At 35.7% G+C, this 21,693-nt stretch carries 25 protein-coding genes, 1 pseudogene and 2 riboswitches; of the genes and pseudogenes, 12 read left to right on the forward strand and 14 right to left on the reverse strand.

What is annotated here, in order from left to right:
• Window positions 1–86: 86 nt before the first annotated feature.
• A pseudogene (locus tag QRY57_RS19890) lies at window positions 87–273 on the reverse strand (DUF4184 family protein); the annotation flags it as partial.
• A gap of 423 nt (window positions 274–696) precedes the next feature.
• On the opposite strand from QRY57_RS19890, the gene QRY57_RS19895 reads away from it, so the two are divergent.
• Window positions 697–1,455 carry an AAA family ATPase gene (locus tag QRY57_RS19895; protein ID WP_090687335.1) on the forward strand — a complete coding sequence of 253 codons (759 nt, stop codon included), beginning with the start codon at window positions 697–699 and terminating at the stop codon, window positions 1,453–1,455.
• A gap of 64 nt (window positions 1,456–1,519) precedes the next feature.
• On the opposite strand, the gene QRY57_RS19900 is transcribed toward QRY57_RS19895, so the two are convergent.
• The 3 genes from QRY57_RS19900 to QRY57_RS19910 all read right to left on the reverse strand — a co-directional run bounded on the left by QRY57_RS19900 (window position 1,520) and on the right by QRY57_RS19910 (window position 3,699).
• Window positions 1,520–2,695, reverse strand: a complete 1,176-nt coding sequence (locus tag QRY57_RS19900; RefSeq protein ID WP_090687337.1) for an acetyl-CoA C-acetyltransferase — start codon at window positions 2,693–2,695, stop codon at window positions 1,520–1,522.
• A gap of 141 nt (window positions 2,696–2,836) precedes the next feature.
• Entirely contained in the window at window positions 2,837–3,286 is a 450-nt protein-coding gene (locus QRY57_RS19905; protein WP_208017028.1) for an NUDIX hydrolase, read from the reverse strand.
• 119 nt (window positions 3,287–3,405) lie between these two features.
• Window positions 3,406–3,699, reverse strand: a complete 294-nt coding sequence (locus QRY57_RS19910; RefSeq protein ID WP_026590135.1) for a DUF3928 family protein — start codon at window positions 3,697–3,699, stop codon at window positions 3,406–3,408.
• 384 nt (window positions 3,700–4,083) lie between these two features.
• Here QRY57_RS19910 and QRY57_RS19915 point away from each other — a divergent pair, with 384 nt between their 5' ends.
• Window positions 4,084–4,701: an ImmA/IrrE family metallo-endopeptidase gene (locus QRY57_RS19915; RefSeq protein ID WP_286015929.1), complete on the forward strand. Its 618-nt coding sequence runs from the start codon at window positions 4,084–4,086 to the stop codon at window positions 4,699–4,701.
• Between the two features lie 126 nt (window positions 4,702–4,827).
• Here QRY57_RS19915 and QRY57_RS19920 read toward each other — a convergent pair whose 3' ends face one another.
• The gene (locus QRY57_RS19920; RefSeq protein ID WP_286015930.1) at window positions 4,828–5,589 is read right to left on the reverse strand and encodes a DUF1129 domain-containing protein; all 762 of its coding nucleotides are present in this window, start codon (window positions 5,587–5,589) and stop codon (window positions 4,828–4,830) included.
• Between the two features lie 2 nt (window positions 5,590–5,591).
• Window positions 5,592–5,921: a PadR family transcriptional regulator gene (locus QRY57_RS19925; protein WP_026590132.1), complete on the reverse strand. Its 330-nt coding sequence runs from the start codon at window positions 5,919–5,921 to the stop codon at window positions 5,592–5,594.
• A gap of 196 nt (window positions 5,922–6,117) precedes the next feature.
• Here QRY57_RS19925 and QRY57_RS19930 point away from each other — a divergent pair, with 196 nt between their 5' ends.
• Window positions 6,118–6,894 carry a 3-hydroxybutyrate dehydrogenase gene (locus QRY57_RS19930; protein WP_026590131.1) on the forward strand — a complete coding sequence of 259 codons (777 nt, stop codon included), beginning with the start codon at window positions 6,118–6,120 and terminating at the stop codon, window positions 6,892–6,894.
• A 56-nt stretch (window positions 6,895–6,950) separates the two neighbouring features.
• On the opposite strand, the gene QRY57_RS19935 is transcribed toward QRY57_RS19930, so the two are convergent.
• The 4 genes from QRY57_RS19935 to QRY57_RS19950 form a co-directional block, all read right to left on the reverse strand.
• Window positions 6,951–7,112 carry a YvrJ family protein gene (locus QRY57_RS19935; RefSeq protein ID WP_017151057.1) on the reverse strand — a complete coding sequence of 54 codons (162 nt, stop codon included), beginning with the start codon at window positions 7,110–7,112 and terminating at the stop codon, window positions 6,951–6,953.
• A gap of 69 nt (window positions 7,113–7,181) precedes the next feature.
• Window positions 7,182–8,243: an S-methyl-5-thioribose-1-phosphate isomerase gene (mtnA, locus tag QRY57_RS19940; RefSeq protein ID WP_286015931.1), complete on the reverse strand. Its 1,062-nt coding sequence runs from the start codon at window positions 8,241–8,243 to the stop codon at window positions 7,182–7,184.
• A complete protein-coding gene (mtnK, locus tag QRY57_RS19945) occupies window positions 8,240–9,424 on the reverse strand; it encodes an S-methyl-5-thioribose kinase (protein ID WP_286015932.1) in 1,185 nt (394 codons plus the stop codon). The genes mtnA and mtnK overlap by 4 nt, the downstream gene beginning before the upstream one ends.
• Window positions 9,425–9,514: 90 nt before the next feature.
• A riboswitch (SAM riboswitch) is annotated at window positions 9,515–9,656 on the reverse strand.
• A gap of 73 nt (window positions 9,657–9,729) precedes the next feature.
• Window positions 9,730–10,593: a carbon-nitrogen family hydrolase gene (locus tag QRY57_RS19950; protein WP_286017911.1), complete on the reverse strand. Its 864-nt coding sequence runs from the start codon at window positions 10,591–10,593 to the stop codon at window positions 9,730–9,732.
• A gap of 14 nt (window positions 10,594–10,607) precedes the next feature.
• Here QRY57_RS19950 and QRY57_RS19955 point away from each other — a divergent pair, with 14 nt between their 5' ends.
• From QRY57_RS19955 to QRY57_RS19980, 6 genes are all read left to right on the forward strand, one after another.
• Window positions 10,608–11,798 carry a pyridoxal phosphate-dependent aminotransferase gene (locus QRY57_RS19955; protein ID WP_286015933.1) on the forward strand — a complete coding sequence of 397 codons (1,191 nt, stop codon included), beginning with the start codon at window positions 10,608–10,610 and terminating at the stop codon, window positions 11,796–11,798.
• 52 nt (window positions 11,799–11,850) lie between these two features.
• Window positions 11,851–11,956, forward strand: a riboswitch (SAM riboswitch).
• 64 nt (window positions 11,957–12,020) lie between these two features.
• A complete protein-coding gene (gene mtnW, locus QRY57_RS19960; protein WP_286015934.1) occupies window positions 12,021–13,265 on the forward strand; it encodes a 2,3-diketo-5-methylthiopentyl-1-phosphate enolase in 1,245 nt (414 codons plus the stop codon).
• Window positions 13,262–13,921 carry a 2-hydroxy-3-keto-5-methylthiopentenyl-1-phosphate phosphatase gene (locus tag QRY57_RS19965; RefSeq protein ID WP_208017022.1) on the forward strand — a complete coding sequence of 220 codons (660 nt, stop codon included), beginning with the start codon at window positions 13,262–13,264 and terminating at the stop codon, window positions 13,919–13,921. Before mtnW ends, QRY57_RS19965 begins: the two co-directional genes overlap by 4 nt.
• Window positions 13,918–14,556 (forward strand): methylthioribulose 1-phosphate dehydratase, encoded by a 639-nt coding sequence (locus QRY57_RS19970; RefSeq protein WP_286015935.1) that lies wholly within the window; start codon window positions 13,918–13,920, stop codon window positions 14,554–14,556. Before QRY57_RS19965 ends, QRY57_RS19970 begins: the two co-directional genes overlap by 4 nt.
• A complete protein-coding gene (locus QRY57_RS19975; RefSeq protein WP_026590123.1) occupies window positions 14,534–15,046 on the forward strand; it encodes a cupin domain-containing protein in 513 nt (170 codons plus the stop codon). The genes QRY57_RS19970 and QRY57_RS19975 overlap by 23 nt, the downstream gene beginning before the upstream one ends.
• Before the next feature lie 346 nt (window positions 15,047–15,392).
• Complete coding sequence (locus QRY57_RS19980; protein ID WP_026590122.1) at window positions 15,393–15,668, forward strand: hypothetical protein; 276 nt, start codon at window positions 15,393–15,395, stop codon at window positions 15,666–15,668.
• A 119-nt stretch (window positions 15,669–15,787) separates the two neighbouring features.
• On the opposite strand, the gene QRY57_RS19985 is transcribed toward QRY57_RS19980, so the two are convergent.
• From QRY57_RS19985 to QRY57_RS20000, 4 genes are all read right to left on the reverse strand, one after another.
• The gene (locus tag QRY57_RS19985) at window positions 15,788–16,120 is read right to left on the reverse strand and encodes a DUF3909 family protein (protein WP_090688288.1); all 333 of its coding nucleotides are present in this window, start codon (window positions 16,118–16,120) and stop codon (window positions 15,788–15,790) included.
• Window positions 16,120–17,004 carry an NAD(P)-dependent oxidoreductase gene (locus tag QRY57_RS19990; RefSeq protein WP_026590120.1) on the reverse strand — a complete coding sequence of 295 codons (885 nt, stop codon included), beginning with the start codon at window positions 17,002–17,004 and terminating at the stop codon, window positions 16,120–16,122. The genes QRY57_RS19985 and QRY57_RS19990 overlap by 1 nt, the downstream gene beginning before the upstream one ends.
• A gap of 4 nt (window positions 17,005–17,008) precedes the next feature.
• Window positions 17,009–18,139: a serine hydrolase domain-containing protein gene (locus QRY57_RS19995; RefSeq protein ID WP_026590119.1), complete on the reverse strand. Its 1,131-nt coding sequence runs from the start codon at window positions 18,137–18,139 to the stop codon at window positions 17,009–17,011.
• 93 nt (window positions 18,140–18,232) lie between these two features.
• Window positions 18,233–19,525: a sensor domain-containing diguanylate cyclase gene (locus QRY57_RS20000; RefSeq protein WP_286017912.1), complete on the reverse strand. Its 1,293-nt coding sequence runs from the start codon at window positions 19,523–19,525 to the stop codon at window positions 18,233–18,235.
• Between the two features lie 363 nt (window positions 19,526–19,888).
• Here QRY57_RS20000 and QRY57_RS20005 point away from each other — a divergent pair, with 363 nt between their 5' ends.
• The 3 genes from QRY57_RS20005 (at window position 19,889) to QRY57_RS20015 (ending at window position 21,636) form a co-directional block, all read left to right on the forward strand.
• Window positions 19,889–20,506: a nitroreductase family protein gene (locus QRY57_RS20005; protein ID WP_286015936.1), complete on the forward strand. Its 618-nt coding sequence runs from the start codon at window positions 19,889–19,891 to the stop codon at window positions 20,504–20,506.
• A gap of 222 nt (window positions 20,507–20,728) precedes the next feature.
• Window positions 20,729–20,947: a hypothetical protein gene (locus QRY57_RS20010; protein WP_090687351.1), complete on the forward strand. Its 219-nt coding sequence runs from the start codon at window positions 20,729–20,731 to the stop codon at window positions 20,945–20,947.
• 326 nt (window positions 20,948–21,273) lie between these two features.
• A complete protein-coding gene (locus QRY57_RS20015) occupies window positions 21,274–21,636 on the forward strand; it encodes a DUF3915 family protein (protein WP_286015937.1) in 363 nt (120 codons plus the stop codon).
• The last annotated feature ends 57 nt before the right edge of the window (window positions 21,637–21,693 follow it).

The raw sequence follows: 21,693 nt of genomic DNA on the forward strand, positions 1-21,693 counted from the left end.
AGATTATTCCTTTACTTTATATACTGCTGAAACAATGAATATCCCCAAAAAACACTTGTAATTCCGGATACTATTATACTCCCGATTTGTAAAATTTGAAAATACAGGTCTAACAATGCATGAGCAGTAAACACGCCAAGCGGTAAGTTCAAATAAAAAACCTAACCATATATGTCCACTGGCACCGTACGGCCGAAAATGCAAAACATATTCAAAATCGGGCGCCATGCTTCCTAATACTAATGCTGTCACTGAAACATATCTTGGTTTCATGCAAAAGGGAATGACAGCAGTCAGATGTGCAAATGTAAACAGCCTATGTTACTTTCCTTCTGAAACTAAAAAATCTTCCTATATAAGACATCCTCTATCATAACGATATCGATTCTTTATATGCAATACTTATTTTGACATTGGAATATCTATACTTTAAATGATATAATCTAAATGTAATTTTTAGGAAATAATCAAGTGACATGATGTTGACACTCATACTTGTATTTTTTCTATGGAAACATATAAAAATAGCACAGTATATTCCAAGTTCACTAAGTTTTATTATAAATAGAAACACATATGACTGGTACGAGTTAGGTTTCTCTACTTTACAATTTGTTATTTTATTTGCAAGTTGTCTGACTCTTGTATTTGCTTCTATATTAGAAACAAAATCTTCAACGAATTGAGGTATATAGTTTGAATGAACATACAACCTTTCTAAAGAGCGTCTCCTTACAAAAAGAACATATTCCTACTTTTTCCGTGTATCCATATTGTTTGCCTGCCATCCGAACATTACAATCACTCGATTTCCACCCTAATGTCACATTTATTATTGGAGAGAACGGAACTGGGAAATCTACATTGTTAGAAGCCTTAGCCATCGCTTTAGGGTTTAATGCAGAAGGTGGAACAAAAAATTTTCGTTTTGCTACTCATGATTCGCACTCACCCTTACACAAATATATTCGAGTAGCAAAAAGCTTTGTTGCACCAAAAGATGGATTCTTTCTACGCGCGGAGTCGTTTTATAACGTTGCTTCTTACATTGATAAGATTGACACAAATGAGGATGCAGCTTTAGGGAATAAGATCATCGATTCATACGGAGGTATATCCTTACATGATCAATCTCATGGTGAATCATTCTTTTCTTTATTTATGAATCGCTTTTCAGGACAAAGCTTATACATTTTAGACGAGCCTGAAGCAGCTTTATCTCCAATGAGACAGCTTTCTATGCTAATTCGTATGCACGAGTTAGCAGAACAAGGAGCACAATTCATTATCGCTACCCACTCTCCTATTTTGATGGCCTATCCAGAGTCGAGTATATATTCGTTCTCACAAGAAGGAATCACTGAAACAACCCTAGAGGAAACTGAGCATTATCAAACGATGAAACTCTTTTTCGAGAATCGCGATCGCTTGTTTCATCATTTGTTCCAATCATAAAGCAAAAGATAATATTGCTCGTTGATATCCAAAAAAGAAGAAGCAGCAAGCTGCCTCTTCTTTTTTATAGTGCTTCTATAAATAACGCTACCCCAATGCCACCACCGACACAAAGGGATGCAATGCCTTTTTCTAAACCTCTTCTTTTTAATTCGTGAATTAAACTTACCGTAATACGTGCACCTGTACAACCAATTGGATGCCCAAGTCCAACACCACTTCCGTTGACATTTACTTTCTCACGGTTTAAGCCAAGTTCCTTCTCAACCGCTAAGTATTGTGCCGCAAAGGCTTCATTGATTTCTAATAAATCAGCATCTTCTAATAACCAATTTACTTTCTCTAAACCTTTACGAATTGCTGGTGCTGGACCAATCCCCATAATTTTCGGATCTACCCCAGCTACAGAATAACCAACGATTCTAGCTAATGGTTGTAAGCCTTTCTCCCTAGCCTTTTCTTCACTCATTAATACTAAAACTGCACTTCCATCATTAATACCTGATGCATTCCCTGCAGTTACTGATCCACCTTTACGAAATGCTGGCTTTAACCCCGCCAATTTTTCAGCTGTAATATCTGCACGTGGATGTTCATCTTTTGAAAATACTACTTCTTTTCTACGCTCTTTTATTGTAATAGGAACAATTTGATCATCAAAATAACCTGATTCAATTGCCTGAAGAGCTAATTGATGACTACGCAACGCAACTTCATCTTGTTCCTCTCTTGTAATTTCATATTGCTCAACTAAATTTTCCGCTGTTTCCCCCATCATAATATGGTGGATTGGATCTTCTAAAACTTCCCACACCGTATCACGAATCTCTCCATGTTGAAGACGCTGTCCCCATCGGTGTTGTTTTAATGCATAAGGACTTGAGCTCATCGCTTCTACTCCACCCGCAATAACAACCTCACTTACACCTAACTGAATTTGCATTGCTGCTGACATAATCGCTTGCATACCTGAAGAACATTGACGCTGAATCGTATAACCTGTAACCGTTTCTGGAAATCCTGCTGCTAATGCAGCTGTTCGCGCTGTATTTGCTTCATCTGTTCTTTGAATACAATGTCCTAAAATGACTTCATCCACTTCATGAGGTTCTACTCCACCTCTTTTAACAGCTTCTTGAAGTACAGGAACAACTAATTCTACTGGTGTTACATTTTTTAGCGCTCCCCCAAAAGTTCCAATTGGCGAACGAACTGCAGCTGTAATGACCACATTATGCATCTTGCACTTGCCCCTCTCTTATGTACCCTAGTAAGTTTTTGGATGGAATAACATAAGATGTATATCTAAATTTATCATACTACAAACATACCAGAAAAATCAAAAAATTTAATATAATAAAAATAGAGAGAATCTTCCTCTCTATTCGGTCAATGCGTATAAAAATTTTTGCAAAATTTTCTCTGTTGTTTTATTTAAATTAGGTAATTTTTCAGCTGGAAAATACTTAAGATCCAGACTTTCTTCATCAAGCTCTATTTCACCACTTACATGATGCGCTTGGTATAGATGAATCACATTATAAATTTCATCCCCATTTGGATAGCGATAATATACATCTTTCCCAGAAAGAACACCAAGAAATTGCAACGTCTTCACTTCTAATCCTGTTTCTTCAAAGAACTCTCGCCGAGCCGTTTCTTCCGTTGTTTCACCTAACTCCATTGCACCACCTGGTACACCCCAATCATATGTATCCGAACGATATTGAAGCAATACTTCTTGTTTTTCATTTAAAACAATTACTGCCGATCCTACAAGAATTAACGGCCTTGTACCGACTGATTTTCTTAATTCTTCAATATACCCCATTGCAAACCTCTCCTTTCCTCATCCTTCCTTATCATAGCAAACTTTCTTATTTTTTTGTGTGATGAAAAAAATATTCCTACTAGCAAAAAAAGGGAGCATTCGCTCCCTTTTCATTACTTTTATTTTCGAAAACTTTCATATTTAACTGCTTCAAATGCCTTTTCAATCTCTTCATTTCTATAATGAACATATGTAAAACGTCCTAATTCTACTAATCGAGAGATTTCTTGTAATGCCTTTTGCTTTTCATATGTCTCTTTAATCATTACATGTACATAAAATTTCATAAGTGGATGTTCATATAAAGTTTCTCCAACCTCCACATATACATCCTCTACCCCTTGTACCACTCTTACATAACTCGCAAACTGATAAACGGCTTCTCGATCTGACACAATTTTTAATGTGTACATATATTCTCCCCCTTTTCTTTTACTATATCAGAATGAATAACATATAATTTAATTAAACTATGAATATTTTCCGACTTCTTCCACTTATTCTTATATCCATATTATTCATTCATCTGTATCTTCTCAGTTAAAAACACAGCTATCCACAAAAGAAAATTTTAATCACTCATTATCAATCGGACTTTTCCAAACGGTTCTCCCACCTTATTTCTTTGGGTAGAGTCTTACTTCCTGTTAACGTAGGATAAAACACGTTGTATACAATATTTTCCCAGCAATTCCAACCCATCAAAATACACCTAATTTATAAGGATTATATCCATACATAACCGTTTCCTTTCACATAATATATTAATAAACTATTTTCCATTTGAGGTGTTTCTAATGGATCCGTACGTAAATATATGTATTTGCATTGCCCCAGGCTCCGATATTAAAGACCACCGTATCGCCAAAGACTTAGCAATCGCTGAATCAATATGGCACCCCATTTCATTTCAAATTAAAGATGTCATTATACTAAATGAAGCATTTAAATTTCATGATGGTGAAATTAGCTATATGGATTCTGTCCGAAACCAGCCTAAAGTTTCTTCCTTTTTTAACACCTGTTCATCAGAAGTTCCCGATTGTGATATTTATATTTGTTATATCGGAAGTAATTACTTTAAAGAACAATCCGTCATTGCATGTGCCTATTCATTTGTTATAAACCAAATCCTCACAGGTTATATCATCCTTACTAACGCTGCTTCTCCTATGAAAAATATATATACACTTGCACATGAAATGGGACATATTTTATTTACAAGGCGGATTAACGGAAAGCTTACCCATGCAGATCCGCATTCTCCAAACGGATCTGAACACCATCCTTCTTCAAGTAATCTCATGTATCCAATTGTTCCTCGTCCTGACAAAGTACACATTGAATCTTTATTAACAAGTGAACAGAAAAATCTCGCTTTGCAAAGCCCCTTATTACACAAAAAAAAACAGTAACAATACTATTACTGTTTAAAATCATATATTGGCTGCACAGAAAACCGCTCTCACTCAAGACCCCTGTATACTATTTCTTTGGAGATACTTCCGCATGTACCCAAAGCAGCCTTTTTCCTTATACTCCTAATTGACACTTTTTCGCTCTTCTATTTTCATAGACCATCTCAATAATCCATATAAACTAGCATACATAAGTAAAATTTCTAGCACTCCCCAGTATGGATTTTGTTTTCCTAACTCTTTAAATGCAAACATAATTGATAATGGAACAATTAACACAAAGATTCCAATCCAGCCAAGTGCATATACTTCGCCAATAATAAGTAGTAAAAAGATAATTGCAGCCAGTATATAGCTTTGCATAGTAGACAATTGTAAGACAGGAGTTCCATACCCTTTATTAACAAACATTAATAACACTAGTAATACAATTGGAATCATCACTATTGCATAAATAATCCCAAATTCTTTTAATTTGCTTTTGAAAGACGACATCCGAAATGCAATAATTGTCCCAATAATAGTAATCATTAAAACGATTGGATATCCAATTAATTGTACATTTGTTAATGTAAATTGATGATTTGGATTATTAAACAAAATATTAGTTAGTAACCAATATCCACCAACCCCAATCATCATCCCCAGAATGCTCCTTATACTCCCTCCTTTATCTGTCTCCATTTCTTTCGCCAATTCATCTGCATACTCTTTCGGCGAATCTCCAAAAATATCCCTTACCCTCTTCCCCCGTTTCTCTCCTTCAATTAAATGAAGCTCTGCATCTTCTAAAAATGCATTTATATCTTCTTCCTTCATTCCTTTTGTTAACAAATACACTTTCATATCTATTAAAAACTTTTCTCCTTCTTTAGAAACTTGCATTATCATCTTCTCCCCTTTCCTTTTAGCAAACGTTCTACACTGCTTTGCATCACTTCCCAGCGTTCCATAAATTCATCAAGTGCATCTTCACCTTTTTCTGTTAATGTGTAATATTTTCGCTTCGGACCAGTTGAAGATTCTTTCATTACGCTCGTAATTAGCCCTTCCTTTTGCATCCGTATTAATAATGGATAAATACTTCCTTCACTTGCCATAGTGAAACCATACTTAGCTAGTTTTTCACTCATTTCGTATCCGTATATCTCTCCTTCAGAAATAATTGCAAGGAGACAGCCTTCTAAAATCCCTTTCAGCATTTGACTTGTCGACATAATTCAAATCCTCCCTCTATCTTGTTTTACAAGATAGATAAGCATAAGTATCTTGCTTTACAAAATAGTATAGCAAAAGCTATTTTGCAAAACAAGATAGTCCAGTATATTTTTCCAAATCTTTGCAGGATTTTCATTACATTCCCTCTAAATAGAGCAATAAGGTAAATCTTATATATAAAGGAGTGCTCTCATCATGGTTACAAATCGTGTCGTCTTTTTAACAGGTGCTGCAAGTGGTATTGGTTATGAAATGGGAAATGCATTTGCAAAAGAAGGAGCAAAAGTGGTGATTAGTGATCGTCTTGAAGATCGTGCAAAAGAAGCTGCTGAACAGTTACGCAAGGAAGGATATGAGGCAATCGGTCTAAGATGCGATGTGACATCTGAGCAAGAAATATCCGAAGCGATTTCTGAAACTATTACTAAATTCGGCTCACTTGATGTATTAATAAATAATGCTGGTATGCAACATGTCTCACCAATTGAAGAATTTCCAACCGACAAGTTTGAACTTCTTATTAAAATTATGCAGATCGCACCGTTCATTGCCATAAAACATACTTTTCCAATTATGAAAAAACAAAAGTATGGGCGGATTATTAATGTTGCCTCTATTAACGGACTTGTCGGATTTGCCGGGAAAGCTGCCTATAATAGTGCGAAACACGGCGTAATTGGTTTAACAAAGGTTGCCGCGTTAGAGGGAGCTACTCATGGGATTACAGTAAATGCTCTCTGCCCAGGTTATGTGGACACACCACTGGTTCGAAACCAACTCCAAGATTTAGCAGCAACAAGAAATGTTCCACTAGAGCGTGTATTAGAAGACGTTATTTATCCACTCGTACCACAAAAACGATTGCTAGCTGTGGAAGAAATTGCTAGTTATGCTTTATTTTTAGCAAGTGAGAAAACAAAAGGAGTAACTGGTCAGGCTGTTGTTATAGATGGCGGCTATACATCACAGTAGCTCTTTTTTGATTGCAAAAAAAGGCTTATGCTTCTTGAAAGCATAAGCCTTTTCCCTCACTTCGTTTCATGCGGAGCTTCATATCTTGTCATCTGTTGTGGTAATTTCTCAATTGCAACAATTACACCATCTAATTTACTTTCAATACGATGCAGTAAATATAACGTCACAACGATTGGAAATCCAACATTACCGATCATAGATATCCATTCCTCCATCTACTTCCCCTCCTTTCTTTTACATAAATAAGCAAAAGAAAGGAAATTTGGCAATAAAAAAACAAGCTACTATATATTAGCTTGTTTTTCAAATAATAAAGCAATCTCTACTGCATAATCCCCTTGTAGAATTCCCTTTTCAGTAATAATTCCCGTAATAAGATCATGAGGAGTTATATCAAATGCAGGATTATAAACACTGACGCCCTTTGGAGCAATTTGTTTTCCAAAAACCTTTGTAACTTCAGATTCGTCACGTTCTTCAATCACAATTTCAGCACCCGTTTTCTTCGTGATATCAAATGTAGAAAGTGGGGCAGCAACATAGAAAGGAATATGAAAATACTTTGCTAATATAGCTAAATTCAGGGTTCCTATTTTATTTGCTGTATCACCGTTCGCAACAATTCGATCTGCCCCTACAATTATAGCAGTAATATGTTTTCTTCGGATCACATGAGCTGCCATATTGTCTGTAATGAGTGTTACATCAACACCAGCTTGTTGCAATTCCCATGTAGTAAGACGCGCTCCTTGCAAGACAGGTCTTGTCTCACATGCATAAGCATGTAAGTTTATCCCACGCTCTTTTCCAATATAAAACGGAGCTAGTGCTGTTCCATAACGAGCCGTAGCAATACTTCCAGCGTTACAAATCGTTAAAATATGATCTCCATCTTTAAATCTAGTTAAAGCATGTTCCCCAATACTACGGCACACATTTTCATCTTCTTGCTGAATTTTAAGTGCTTCCTCTTCCAACATTTTTCTCGATTCTTTAATTGTTGTTGCTTTCTTAATAGAGCTACTCATACGATCAATTGCCCAAAATAAATTAACAGCTGTCGGACGTGCGGTTGCTAAATAATCACAATCGCGTTTGAAAATTTTTTTAAACTCAGTGATATTCATAGCATTATATTTTTTTGCTGCAAGTGCTAAACCAAAAGCAACTGTAATACCAATTGCAGGTGCCCCGCGTACTTCTAACATAACGATACTTTTCCATACATCTTCAATACTATTCAATGTTTTATATTCTACAACATGTGGTAATCTCGTTTGATTTAATAAAGTAATAGAATCTCCCTTCCAACTTACAGAACGCGGAACAGCAACTGTTGCGCTCATACTCTTGCCTCCTCTCCAGAAACAATATATCGAAATATTGTTTGAAACACACGAACATCTGCATTTGTTGCTTCATGTAATAGTAATTCTCTTCCTAAGTATAACGCTTGCTTTTTTGCTTGAATTCTTCGACTTTTATTCTTAATCCCATCTAAATCTACTACATGTGCTAATCCAATTGTTCGACGAATGATTTCACAACCAGCAAATCCAACTGCGTCAGCAAAAATATTTTGTAGCACAATCGCAAGCCATTGTTTCTCCTTTGTATACGGTTCTATCCCTTCTAATAGCCATAGCTTCGTGAATACTTCTACAAAATTACTCCATGTTTTTTCAATATGATAGAATAAAATATCTCGTTTCTCGTCTTCCCTTGCTAGTGCATTCAACAATAAATTTGCAATAAATTGACCAAGGTCAAATCCAAGCGGTCCAAATGTTGCAAACTCCGGATCAATTACCTTCGTTTCAGAAGATGATGAAAAAATACTACCTGTATGTAAATCACCATGAATTAACGCTTCTTTTCTCGTTAAAAATTTATATTTATACTGCGCTACCTGTAATTTTAATTTCTTATCACACCAAAGTTCATCTAAGACAGGTTGCAATTCTTTCTCATAATCGTTTGTTTCATAGTTCCCAAACGGATCTGTAAACACAAGATCTTCTGTAATTTTACAAAGATCAGGATTTACAAACTTTCCGTCTAACACCCTTTTCTCTTCTGCTAGTAGGCCAAAATCTGACGTATAAAACAAAACATGTGCTAAGAAGCGCCCAATATGCTGAGATAAAAGCGGATATTCTTCCCCTTCAACCAATCCTTTACGAGTAATTGTAAAAGCCGATAAATCCTCCATTACTGTCACAGCTAATTCTTCATCATGACCATATACTTTTGGTACATATTCTGGTACGTATTTTGCAAAAACTTGCAATGCTTGACTTTCAATCGTGGCCCTTCTTAACGAAAGTGGCCAGCTTTCTCCAACGACTTTTGCATATGGAAGAGCCTGTTTTACGATAAGGCCGCTTTCTCCATCATGGACCCTGAATACATAATTCAAGTTCCCATCTCCTATTTCATGACAAGTTAGCTTTGCGTCTGTCCTAAAGTATCCATGCTCTTTTACATACTGAACTGCTGTTTCTATTGTTAATGAACGATATCCCATTTTCTTATCCCCCTTTTTTAATGCAGAGGCTTTTCATCATAAGAAAAACCTCTTCCCATGAAGAAAGAGGTTTGAAGTTTATCTTCTCCCCTCTTATCTGTCAGAAAGCTATTCTTTCTGCTGGAATTAGCACCGTGCCTTTTTGGCGCATAAGCGCCCCATCTCGCAATGGTATTACGGTCGGTTGCTGGGTTTCATCGGGCCAAATCCCTCCACCTGCTCTTGATAAGAGTTGCATGATTTATTTGAATTTTTAACTTTCTGCTACAGACTATAACAAGAATAAAAATCATTTGTCAATATTTTTATTTATATAATTCTGGACGTCGATCGGCAAAGACAGGAATTCCCTTACGCACTTCTTTAACTTTTTCTAAGTTTAGCTTCCCATGCAAAATTGATTCTTCTTCTCCTGCTTCTACTACAATTTCCCCCCATGGATCAACAATAAGAGAATGTCCAGCAAACACATTATGTGGATCCTCTCCTGCTCTATTACACGCAACCACATAACATTGATTTTCAACCGCTCTTGCTTGAAGGAGTAAACGCCAATGAGCTAAGCGAACAAACGGCCATTCTGCTACAACGAATAACACATTTACCCCTCTTACAGTATAAACACGCATCCATTCTGGAAAACGAATATCATAACAAATCACACCACCACACTGTACACCATCCAATGTAAATTCTCCTGTTTCACTCCCCCCTATTAAATAGTTATGTTCATTCATCAACTGGAACAAATGGACCTTGCTATACTCATTTTGCAGTCTCCCCTCACGATCCACTATATACATCGTATTTGTAACACCGTGCTCTGTTTGCTTCGCAATGGAACCACCGACAATATTTACATCATATTTCTGTGCCCATTCTGAAAGAATCTGTTTTGTTTGGATCCCATCTCCATCTGCAATTTCCGGAAGTCTTTCTAAATCATAACCAGTCGTCCAAAGTTCAGGTAATACGACAATATCTGGTGTTCCTTGCATCGCTTCTTTTATTTTTTTCTTTGCATTTTCAATATTTATTTTCACATCACCAAAAGCAATATCCATTTGAATACATGCGATTTTCATTTTATCCACCTCATTTTCAATTTTCCCTTTACAAAAACTTGGAAAGGCTATATTATTTGTCACTAGAATTGTAACAATTTTCAAAAGAGGTGGAAAGTATGAAACATTTTCAACCTTCCAGGGTTGTAACATCCTTACCAACACAGTTTTTCGCTTCACTTGTTGCAAAAGTTAACAAAGTGGTGGAAGCAGGTCATGATGTTATCAATCTAGGACAAGGCAATCCAGATCAACCAACACCGCCGCATATCGTAACAGCTTTACAACATGCAGCAGAAAAAACAGTTCACCATAAATATCCACCATTTCGCGGGCATGAAAGCTTAAAAAAAGCCTTTGCGGCGTTCTATGAACGTGAATACGGAGTCAAAGTAAACCCTAAAACAGAAGTCGCTATTTTATTTGGCGGAAAAGCAGGGCTTGTTGAATTACCGCTTTGTTTCACAAACCCGGGTGATACAATTCTTGTCCCCGATCCAGGATACCCTGACTATTTATCAGGTGTCGCTTTAGCAAAAGCAAACTTTGAAACAATGCCATTATTAGCAGAAAATAATTTTTTACCAGACTATGCAAAAATTGATGAATCTATTGCCAAACAATCAAAATTAATGTTTTTAAACTACCCTAATAACCCGACTGGTGCTACTGCATCAAAAGAGTTTTTTGAAGAAACAATTTCCTTTGCCAATAAACACGATATTTTAGTCGTGCATGATTTTGCTTATGGTGCAATTGGCTTTGACGGCAACAAACCAACGAGCTTCTTACAAGCAAACGGTGCAAAAGATGTTGGCATTGAGATTTATACATTGTCAAAAACATTTAATATGGCTGGTTGGCGAATCGCCTTTGCTATCGGTAACGAAAGTGTCATTGAAACAATCAATGTATTGCAAGACCATATGTACGTCAGCATTTTTGGTGCTGTACAAGAGGCAGCTTGTGAGGCGCTATTAAGTTCACAAACTTGTGTGAATGAACTTGTTGAACGCTATGAATCACGAAGAAATACACTTATTACAGCTTGTTGTTCAATTGGCTGGGATGTTCTCGCACCAAATGGATCATTTTTTGCATGGCTTCCCGTTCCTAATGGTTATACATCGGAACAATTTACTGACTTATTGTTAGAACAAGCGCACGTAGCAGTTGCACCTGGAGTTGGGTTCGGGAAACATGGCGAAGGCTACGTTCGTGTTGGATTATTACATACAGAAGAGCGACTACAGGAAGCTATTCAACGAATCGATAAATTGAAAATTTTCAAAAAACCGTTGACATCGTAAAAAAACTCTGTCAAAATTCAGATATCGTAAAAATTAAAACATTTCAAAATACTTCTTATCAAGAGCAGGTGGAGGGACGAGCCCGACGAAACCCGGCAACCGATCTACAATTGTAGGCACGGTGCTAATTCTCGCAGCGTTACGCTGACAGATAAGGAGCTGGTTGTAAAAAAACCTCTCCTTAGCTGAGAGGTTTTTTTATTTAACTAGGAGGTTATGAAAATGAGCGGAATAACAGCAACCTATTTAATCCATGATGATTCTCTTCATTTAAACCAAAAAGCAGAGCAAATCGCTCTCGGTTTGACAATTGGTTCATGGACTCATCTGCCACACTTATTACAAGAACAATTAAAACAACATAAAGGCAACGTCATTCATGTCGAAGAGTTGGAAGAGCAAGAGCGTGTAAATACGTATCTTGGAAAAAAAGTAATACGTGGACTCATTAAAATTCATTATCCGTCAGTAAATTTCAGCCCGGATTTACCGGCTATTTTAACAACAGCATTTGGAAAATTATCGCTAGATGGCGAAGTTAAACTAATTGATTTAACAATTTCAGATGACTTAAAAGAACATTTCCCTGGTCCTAAATTTGGCATTGAGGGAATACGAAATCTCTTACATATTCACGATCGTCCACTTCTGATGAGTATTTTCAAGGGAATGATCGGTCGCAATATAGGATATTTAAAAACCCAATTGCGCGATCAAGCAATTGGCGGTGTAGATATTGTAAAAGATGATGAAATCTTATTTGAAAACTTATTAACACCGCTCACAAAACGAATTTCTGCTGGAAAAGAAGTATTACAGTCCGTATACGAAACATACGGTCATAAGACTTTATATGCAGTAAATTTAACGGGTCGTACCTATGATCTTAAAGAAACTGCAAAACGTGCTGCCTCAGCCGGTGCAGATATTCTTCTATTCAATGTATTCTCATATGGATTAGATGTACTGCAATCACTTGCTGAGGACGATGATATACCTATTCCAATTATGGCACATCCTGCTGTAAGCGGCGCATACGCTTCATCGGAATTATATGGATTCTCTTATCCATTACTACTCGGAAAGCTGCTTCGTTATGCTGGTGCAGATTTCTCTTTATTTCCATCACCATACGGCAGTGTTGCATTAGAAAAAAAAGAAGCTCTTCTTATTACAAATGAACTAATTGAAAAAGATCCGTCTTTAAAACGAAGCTTCCCTGTTCCATCGGCCGGTATTCACCCTGGTTTTGTTCCATTTATCCTTAGTGATTTTGGCAAGGATGTTGTCATTAATGCAGGTGGTGGTATTCATGGTCATCCAGCTGGGGCACAAGGCGGTGGAAAAGCATTTCGAGCAGCGATTGATGCTACTTTGCAAGGAACACCATTGCATGAAGCAGGTAACACTGATTTACATGTTGCACTGCAATTATGGGGAAATCCATCTCACAAGGTGACGCTATGAGTCTTCAAATTTTTTGTGACTTCGATGGTACGATTACGAACAATGATAATATCGTTGCTATTATGGAGAAATTCGCTCCACCAGAAGCTGAAACGATTAAACAAAAAATTCTATCACAAGAACTTTCTATTCAAGAAGGTGTTGGAGAGATGTTTTCCCTTTTACCTACAAGCTTACAAAATGACATCACTACTTTTATAAAAGAAACAGCGGTGATTCGAGCTGGATTCTCAGAGTTTGCACAGTTTGTCCAAATAAATCAGATTTCACTTCATATTATATCCGGAGGAATGGATTTTTTCGTCTACCCTCTTCTCAAAGGATTAATCAACCCAGATCATATTTATTGTAATACGACTGATTTTTCAGGGGAAACAATTCAGGTAAACTGGCCCCATCCGTGTGATGAAGATTGTAAAAACAAATGCGGTCTTTGTAAATCGACACTGATTCATCAATTAAGTTCAAACGGTGATTTTAATATTGTAATTGGAGATTCAATTACAGATTTACAAGCTGCAAAACTTGCTGATAAAGTATTCGCTCGTGATTTTCTCATTACAAAATGCCGAGAACATCAAATTTCCTATACGGCATTTGAAACGTTTTATGACATACAGACAGAAATTAAGCAATTGTTGGAGGTGATAAAATGAAACAACTTTTTCGCCAATGGGAAGAATTGAGTAAACTAAAGAAAGAATTAACGGATCGTAACTGGTTTCCTGCTACAAGCGGGAACATTTCAATAAAAGTAAACAATGCTCCAACTACCTTTCTTATTACAGCAAGTGGAAGAGATAAAACGAAAACTACACCTGATGATTTTCTATTAGTTGATCATACTGGAAAGGCTGTTTTAGAAACCGATTTACGTCCTTCAGCAGAAACATTGCTGCATACTCATATTTACAATCATACAGAAGCTGGATGTGTCTTACATGTCCATACAATTGATAACAATGTAATTACAAACGTATACGACAAAGAAGTTTCATTTTCTAATCAAGAAATCATTAAAGCTCTTAATATATGGGAAAAAGGGGCCTCTATCAAAATTCCGATTATTGAAAATCATGCTCATATTCCAACGTTGGGAGAAGATTTCCGAAAACATATTCATGGTGACGCTGGAGCCATACTAATTCGCAACCATGGTATTACAGTTTGGGGAAAAGATAGCTTTGACGCAAAGAAAAGACTAGAAGCATATGAGTTTTTATTCCAATTTCATATAAAACTATTATCAATTCAAGGAGGCGTTTCCCATGGCGCAAATTCGTATTCATGAAATAAATACCCGTATTGAAAATGAAGTGGAAGTGCAGCAATTTTTACAAGGAGAAGGCGTTTTATATGAGAAATGGGACATTTCAAAACTTCCTGCTCATTTAGAAGAAAATTACTCCTTAACTGACGAAAACAAAAAAGAGGTTTTAACAGTATTCTCCAATGAAATTGCTGATGTTTCAGAACGTCGAGGCTATAAAGCACAAGATGTTATTTGCCTATCAAATGCAACGCCTAGCCTTGATGAGTTATTAATTAACTTTAAACAAGAGCATCATCATACTGACGATGAAGTGCGCTTTATTGTCAGTGGGCATGGTATTTTTGCCATCCAGGGTAAAGATGATCGTTTCTTCGATGTTGAGCTTGAGCCTGGTGATTTAATCTCTGTACCTGAAAATACAAGACACTATTTTACTTTACAAGATGATCGCCAAGTTGTAGCCATTCGTATTTTTGTTACAACGGAAGGCTGGGTTCCTATTTACTAAGGTAGTTAGTTGAATAAAAGGTACTGGACCCCCTTTTCCATCCTTTTATTCACTCTACATATATACATCCTCCTATGGAACAGGCTTATTTCACAAATATGAAATAAGCCTGCTTTTTTATTTTCTCTTGCTTTGTAATATCTCCTGATGAATGTAAATTCATCATTAAAGATGACTGATGTCTACCTCATTTTTTTATTTTTCACTTTATCAAGTATGTTTCTCAATAAAATTTGAACATTTTTTGAACATTTTTTGAATTTTTTCTGAAAATTCTGTTTAAATTGTGATATAATACAAATAATAGAAAATGAAGTGAAAAAACTGCAAAAAGAGGGGGAAGAACATGAATTTAATTATAGCACTTATACTTGGGGTTACTTGTGGGGCTATTCCTGCTATTCTCGGGGCAATTATGGAGGAATTAGAGATTGGTATCTTCGGTTTTGTCGCATCCTCTGTAAGCGCTTTACTTTTTGGTTTGTACGGTGCTATTCCTGTCGCTATTCTCTTTGCATTATATATATTACGTCACGCTCGCACAAAGCAATTTAGTCGCAATCATATGGCTCAGATCATTCCATTTCCAATCGAACGCTCTCGCCGTGCTTCTAGCTTATAATTCCATTATTATATCCCCACCATACATCTACTTTAATATAACCTGCCTTTGTCAAAATTAGCTTCCAATTTTCCCGAAAAATATGTTAAAAATAAAAAAGTCCTCAAGTGAGGACTTTTTTATTTATTTAATTCCAAAAACTGGAACAATTCTTGTAAATGAAGAGCATCTTCTCCGTAGCTAACAGATACATAACATACCCCATCAATTTCAGCATGCATATATAAATCGATACCTTCACGGTCATACTTTAAAGCTAAATAAAATTCCATTTCTTCTAGCATCTTTTTTGCTGTTCGAATAACATAATGACCATTTTCATCACGCCCATATTCAAATGTTGGCTCAAAATCATACTTTTGTTTAAATGCCGCTTGTTGCTTATCATTAATCGGCATACAAATTGTACGTTGCACAGCATCAACCATTCCATCAAATTTTTCTAAATTCATCATATTCCTCCCCCTATATATTTTTTATATAATACTTGTGTTCCACTGTCTTCCTCTCCCGATTCTACTAGTTGTTCATATAAATCTTTCGCAAGAGTTAAACCCGGTACAGGTAATTCTAATTTTTCAGCCTCATCTAATGCAATTTTCATATCCTTCATAAAATGTTTCACATAAAATCCTGGTGCAAAATCCTCTTTTAACATACGTGGAGCTAAATTACTTAATGACCAACTACCGGCTGCTCCAGTTGAAATACTTTGTAATACTTTATCTGGATCTAAACCTGCTTTCTTTGCATATGCTACCGCTTCACAAACTCCTATCATATTAGAAGCGATTGCAATTTGATTACACATTTTTGTATGCTGCCCACTTCCTGCCGGGCCCTGTAGCTGAATGTTTTTCCCTAGTTTCTCAAATAAAGGTAAACAAACTTCATATACTTCTTGATCTCCACCAATCATAATGGCAAGTCTACCTTCTTTTGCTCCAATATCTCCTCCCGATACCGGCGCATCTAGCGTATATACATTCTTTATTTTTCCAGCCTCATATATACGTTTCGCTAGCGTAGGTGTAGATGTTGTAAAATCAATTGCAATTGTTCCTTCATTTGCATGTTCGAGAATTCCTTCTGTTCCAAAATAGACTTCCTCTACATCATGCGGATATCCTACCATCGTCATAACAACATCTACATTCTTTACTAATTCTTTTGGTGAATCACACCAATTTGCTCCTTCTTTTAATAAAGAAGTTGCTTTTTCTTTCGTACGGTTGTACACATATACTGTATAACCACTTTTTAATAAATGATGCACCATACTTTTCCCCATAACACCTATGCCAATAAAACCAATTGATGAAATTACTTGTTTCATCTACTCATCCCCTTTGCTCTATTAAGTCGCTGACCATCTTTCGAAATTCCTTATTAAAATCATCATCCACGCCATTTTGTACATTTGAGAATAAAATAACAAATGTTCTCTTATCCTTATTGAAATTATTAAATGTATTCCAGCCAGAAAGTACACCATGATTATGAAAATAATCAGGATAAATATAAAAACTAAATGCATATTTTCGTGCTGGTGAAGGTGTAAACATTGCTTGGATACTTTGTTGTGAAAGAAGTTTTCCATTTATAATTGCTTCATCCAACTTCTTCATATCTCCAACTGTAGTATACATCTCACCACAGCCGTATAACCAATCCATTGCCAATTTTGGTGCAGGTACAAGTACATTATCTTTCTTTTTATATCCTTTAGTAAAATGTTGATCTCCTGGCACCATATTCCCCATGCCTGATTCATACATTTCTGCTCGTGCAAAAATATTCTCCTTTATGTATTCTCCTAAAGGCTTTTTAGATATATTTTCTATAATGTAAGCCAACACCATATAATTATAATCAGTGTATTCCCAACCAGTTCCTGGCGGAAAAGCTACTTGTTGCTTTCCAATCCAAGTAACTAAATTCAAATGGGATGCAGCATTCACTTTCCCCTTTCCCTTCCCTGGTAAACCAGAAGTATGTGTCAGAAGATGATATAATGTAATATTTTTATCTGCCGGGAATGAAGGGATATATTTATTTACATTATCCTGAATATTTAACTTCCCCTGCTCTTGCAGCTGTAAAATCGATGTTGCCACAACAGTCTTAGTAATTGAACCGATACGATATTTTGTTTGTGGCGTATTTTCAATTTTATTTTGAACATCTGCGTACCCATATCCTTTATTCAACACAACATGATCTTTATCCGTGACAAGAACTGTTCCATTGAAATTTTTATCTTTTAAATATTGATCTAACTTTTGGGCCACACTGGCATAATCAATTGGCCGTCCCTCTTTTTCTTCCGATTTATCATGTAACGCAGAATCAACAGAAGGCGTTACCTTAGGAGTTGCTATTTCTTCCTTCTTTGGTATAGAAAAAAAGTAATACACACTCCCGCATACTATACAGAAACTCAAGACCATAATAATTAATCTTTTTGTCATTAACAAACCTCCGCAGTTATTTTATTATAAATGGTCCCCCTCTTTCTATTATCAGACAACAGAAAAAAATCGCAACACTTTGTTGCGAAAAAGTTACATTTTTTCTTTTCTATATAAACGTACTTGGTTTTTTCCATTTTTTTTCGCTTCATATAATGCAATATCCGCTCGTTGCATCAATTCTTCTTTTGTAATTCCTTGCTCATATAAAGCAACTCCAAAACTCGCGGTTAATTTTGAAATACTAGAAAATTGTTTTGTTTCAATAAAAAATCGTAATGATTCAGCAACTTGAAAAGCCTCTTTTTCCGTTGTATTTATTACTAATATAATAAATTTCTCACCACCCCACCTTGCGAAAATATGCTGGGGTGCTATTTTAGATTTCATAAGTTCAGCTAACTGAATTAATGCTAAATCACCAAAATCATGTCCATATGTGTCATTTACTTTTTTTAAATCGTCTATATCAAAAAGAATAATTGCCATTGTGTGATTCATTCGTTTCTCATTATCCCATTTTTCTTCTAATAATTGTTGAAACTTCAAACGATTGTATATTTCTGTTAAAGAATCAATTGCAACAAGCTGTTCTTGCTCTTGATATAATTCATCTAGTTCCGTAATATCTGTACAGCTAACAATAAACCTAGACAAATCTTCTGGCACAGGTACCGCACGTAATAAAAAAACAAATTCTTCGCCTTCATAATTATACATTTTTATTTTTCTGGATTGTTCTAAAGAATCATCGAGCCAAGTTATATCATGTTTTGTTGCATAATATCCATGATCTTGAATAAAATGTTCCGCAAATACCATATGTTTCTCACGGTATGAAAGTAAATCTTCATATCCAAAAAAACTCAAAAAGTTCGTATTACAGTCAACGATCTCATCATCTTCTACAATAAATAATAAATCATTTTGAAAATCAAACATCATTTGAAGAAGCTCTTGTTGAATGGTCACCTGCTGCAATAGTGATATTTGATAGAGACATTTGTTTACCTCTTCCAGTACAACCTGTGGTGTAACAGGAGCTATCACAATATTTCGCACTCCTATTGTAAGCAACTCTACAAATTTTGACGTCACCGGATGATCCCAAATAACAATAAAAGAACTACTTGGATTATACATGTGTTTTATATACTCTACTTGTGCACCATTTGACACATATATGATCACAATTTGCGGTCGAACTTTTTCTAATAATCTTTCTCCTTCTTCAAAACTACTTGCTAAAAACATACATTTTGGATGTATCTCATCAATCGTATACTGGTGATTACACCCTTCTTCTATATAAAGTACATTTACATGGAGATCCTGTAATACATTTTGAAAAACCGTATTCTCTAATAAAAAATGTAGTATGTTCACCACTGGTCTTCACTCACTTCATATATCCTGTTCTACTGAATTCTTCACTATCCTTTTCTACAAGGGATTGTTATCAAAAGAACCCGATTAGTGAGGGCTAAGCATCAGCAGGAACGAGGAACTCTCCCGCTGACAGGAGCTTCACTTTACATATCTCTTCTTGATCTGCGAATCATCTTTTTATTGTATGATTACATGAGTGACAGTGTTTGTACGAATGCCCTCCTTTTATGTTATTCTCAACAACTTGACAATTAAAATAAAGATATTATATTCTTTTACAGTGACAACTTACAAAATGTAAGTAAAAACTTTTACATATGGAATTTTTTACAGATCGACATAAAACTTTGGAGGTATATTATGACACAGCAAGATTTCTTTACTGTTTTATATGAACGAACATCTAATCGTGCATTCAACCCTGAAAAGGAAATTTCAAAAGAGGAATTACAAGAAATTTTGAAAGCAGCTGGCCAAGCACCATCCGCTTGGAACTTACAACATTGGAAATTTCTTGTTTTCCAAGGTAAAGATGTACAAAGCCGTTTACACCCAATTGCTTATAATCAACAACAAATTCTTGATGCTTCTGCAGTAGTCGCTATTTTAGGTGATCTAGAAGCACACAAAAACATCAATTCTGTTTATGGTCCAATCGTAGAGCAAGGGTTTATGAAAGAAGAAGCAAAAGAACGTTTGACACAAAATATTGAATCTGCATATAAGCGTGAACAATATCCACGAGATGCAGCCTTCTCTAATGCATCTTTAGCCGCAATGCAACTTATGCTTGCAGCAAAGGCAACTGGCTGGGATACTTGTGCAATCGGTGGTTTTAATTCACAAGCACTAATGGATGAATTTAATGTTTCCTCTCGCTATGTACCAATCATGCTAATTACAATTGGTGAATCTACATTAAAAGGGCATCCTGCACCACGTATGCATGTCGGACAAGTAGTGGAATGGGCAAAGTAAACAGTCCCACAATAGCATAAAAAAACGAAGGGAGCTCCCCTTCGTTTTTTTATGTCATTTCTTTGTAATATTCCCCATATATAAACAGCAGTTCATTTCTCTGACCATCTTTTAAACTGTAGTATTTTGTCGAACCTTGTTATGTCTTGAAATATAAGGGGTGTTTTTTTGTTACAATTATGATACAATAGTAACAAATAGATAACAAGAGAGGGATTTTCATTGAATTCATATGGAAGCTTTATTGCATTTTTAAGCTATGCCGTAACTGTACTGCTTCTATACTTTATTGGGGATGCCACAAATATTACAATGCTACAATTTCCAAAAGAAAAAGCACTACAACTAGAAGAGGGACTACATATCTCACAATCTATCATGCCATTATTGTTAGCTGTTCCCGTATATGCAATCGTTTTATATAAAAGTAAAAAAGTGTAAGGGATACCTCGTCATAAATGAAGGTGTCCTTTTCTATATATGCAATTATTCATGAATAATTAGCCTTCACCTAAAGGTTCTTATTGATGTAAAGATGATAAATATGAGATACTCTCCCATAAAACCCCAATTATTGAATAAAAAAACTAATAAAAGTTGCGATCTATCTCCCTCTGCCATGTACCCTTATCCAAACATCATTAAGTAACAATTCCCCATCTAGTCATTTAAAATAAGAAAATATCCCAGTAAAAATTCCACGTTCTGTCCAATCACCACATATGGAACTTTCATACATTATAAGTGTGAAGGGGGTGATCAGAATTATGTTTGGATCTTTTGGATGTCACGAAGACTTTAGACACTTTCACTGTGATCGCGATCGAGATCGTGATCGCGATCGAGATCGTGAAAGAGAGAAAGAAAAAGAAAAAGAAAACAACGCGGTATGTAATGTCCTTAGAAACATTTCAATCGGAACAGAAATTTCTCTTTTAAGTATTAGAAACAACGGAACTTTTCATAACGTTATTTTTGAAGGGTTTTCGAACGGTGTTGCTCTTTTCTCTGCTTTAGCTATGGGAAAAGACAAAGATAATAATAAAGATGATAAAAATAACCAAAACACAAATAGATTTACAGGGATTTTACGTGTTTGCCCAAATGATGTTGTAGCAATCGCTATATAATTCTGCTTCGTTTCCTCAAAATTACAAAAATCAAATCTAAATTTAGTATATAAAAAA

This window comes from Bacillus arachidis (genome assembly GCF_030285945.1).
Lineage (GTDB): Bacteria > Bacillota > Bacilli > Bacillales > Bacillaceae_G > Bacillus_A > Bacillus_A arachidis.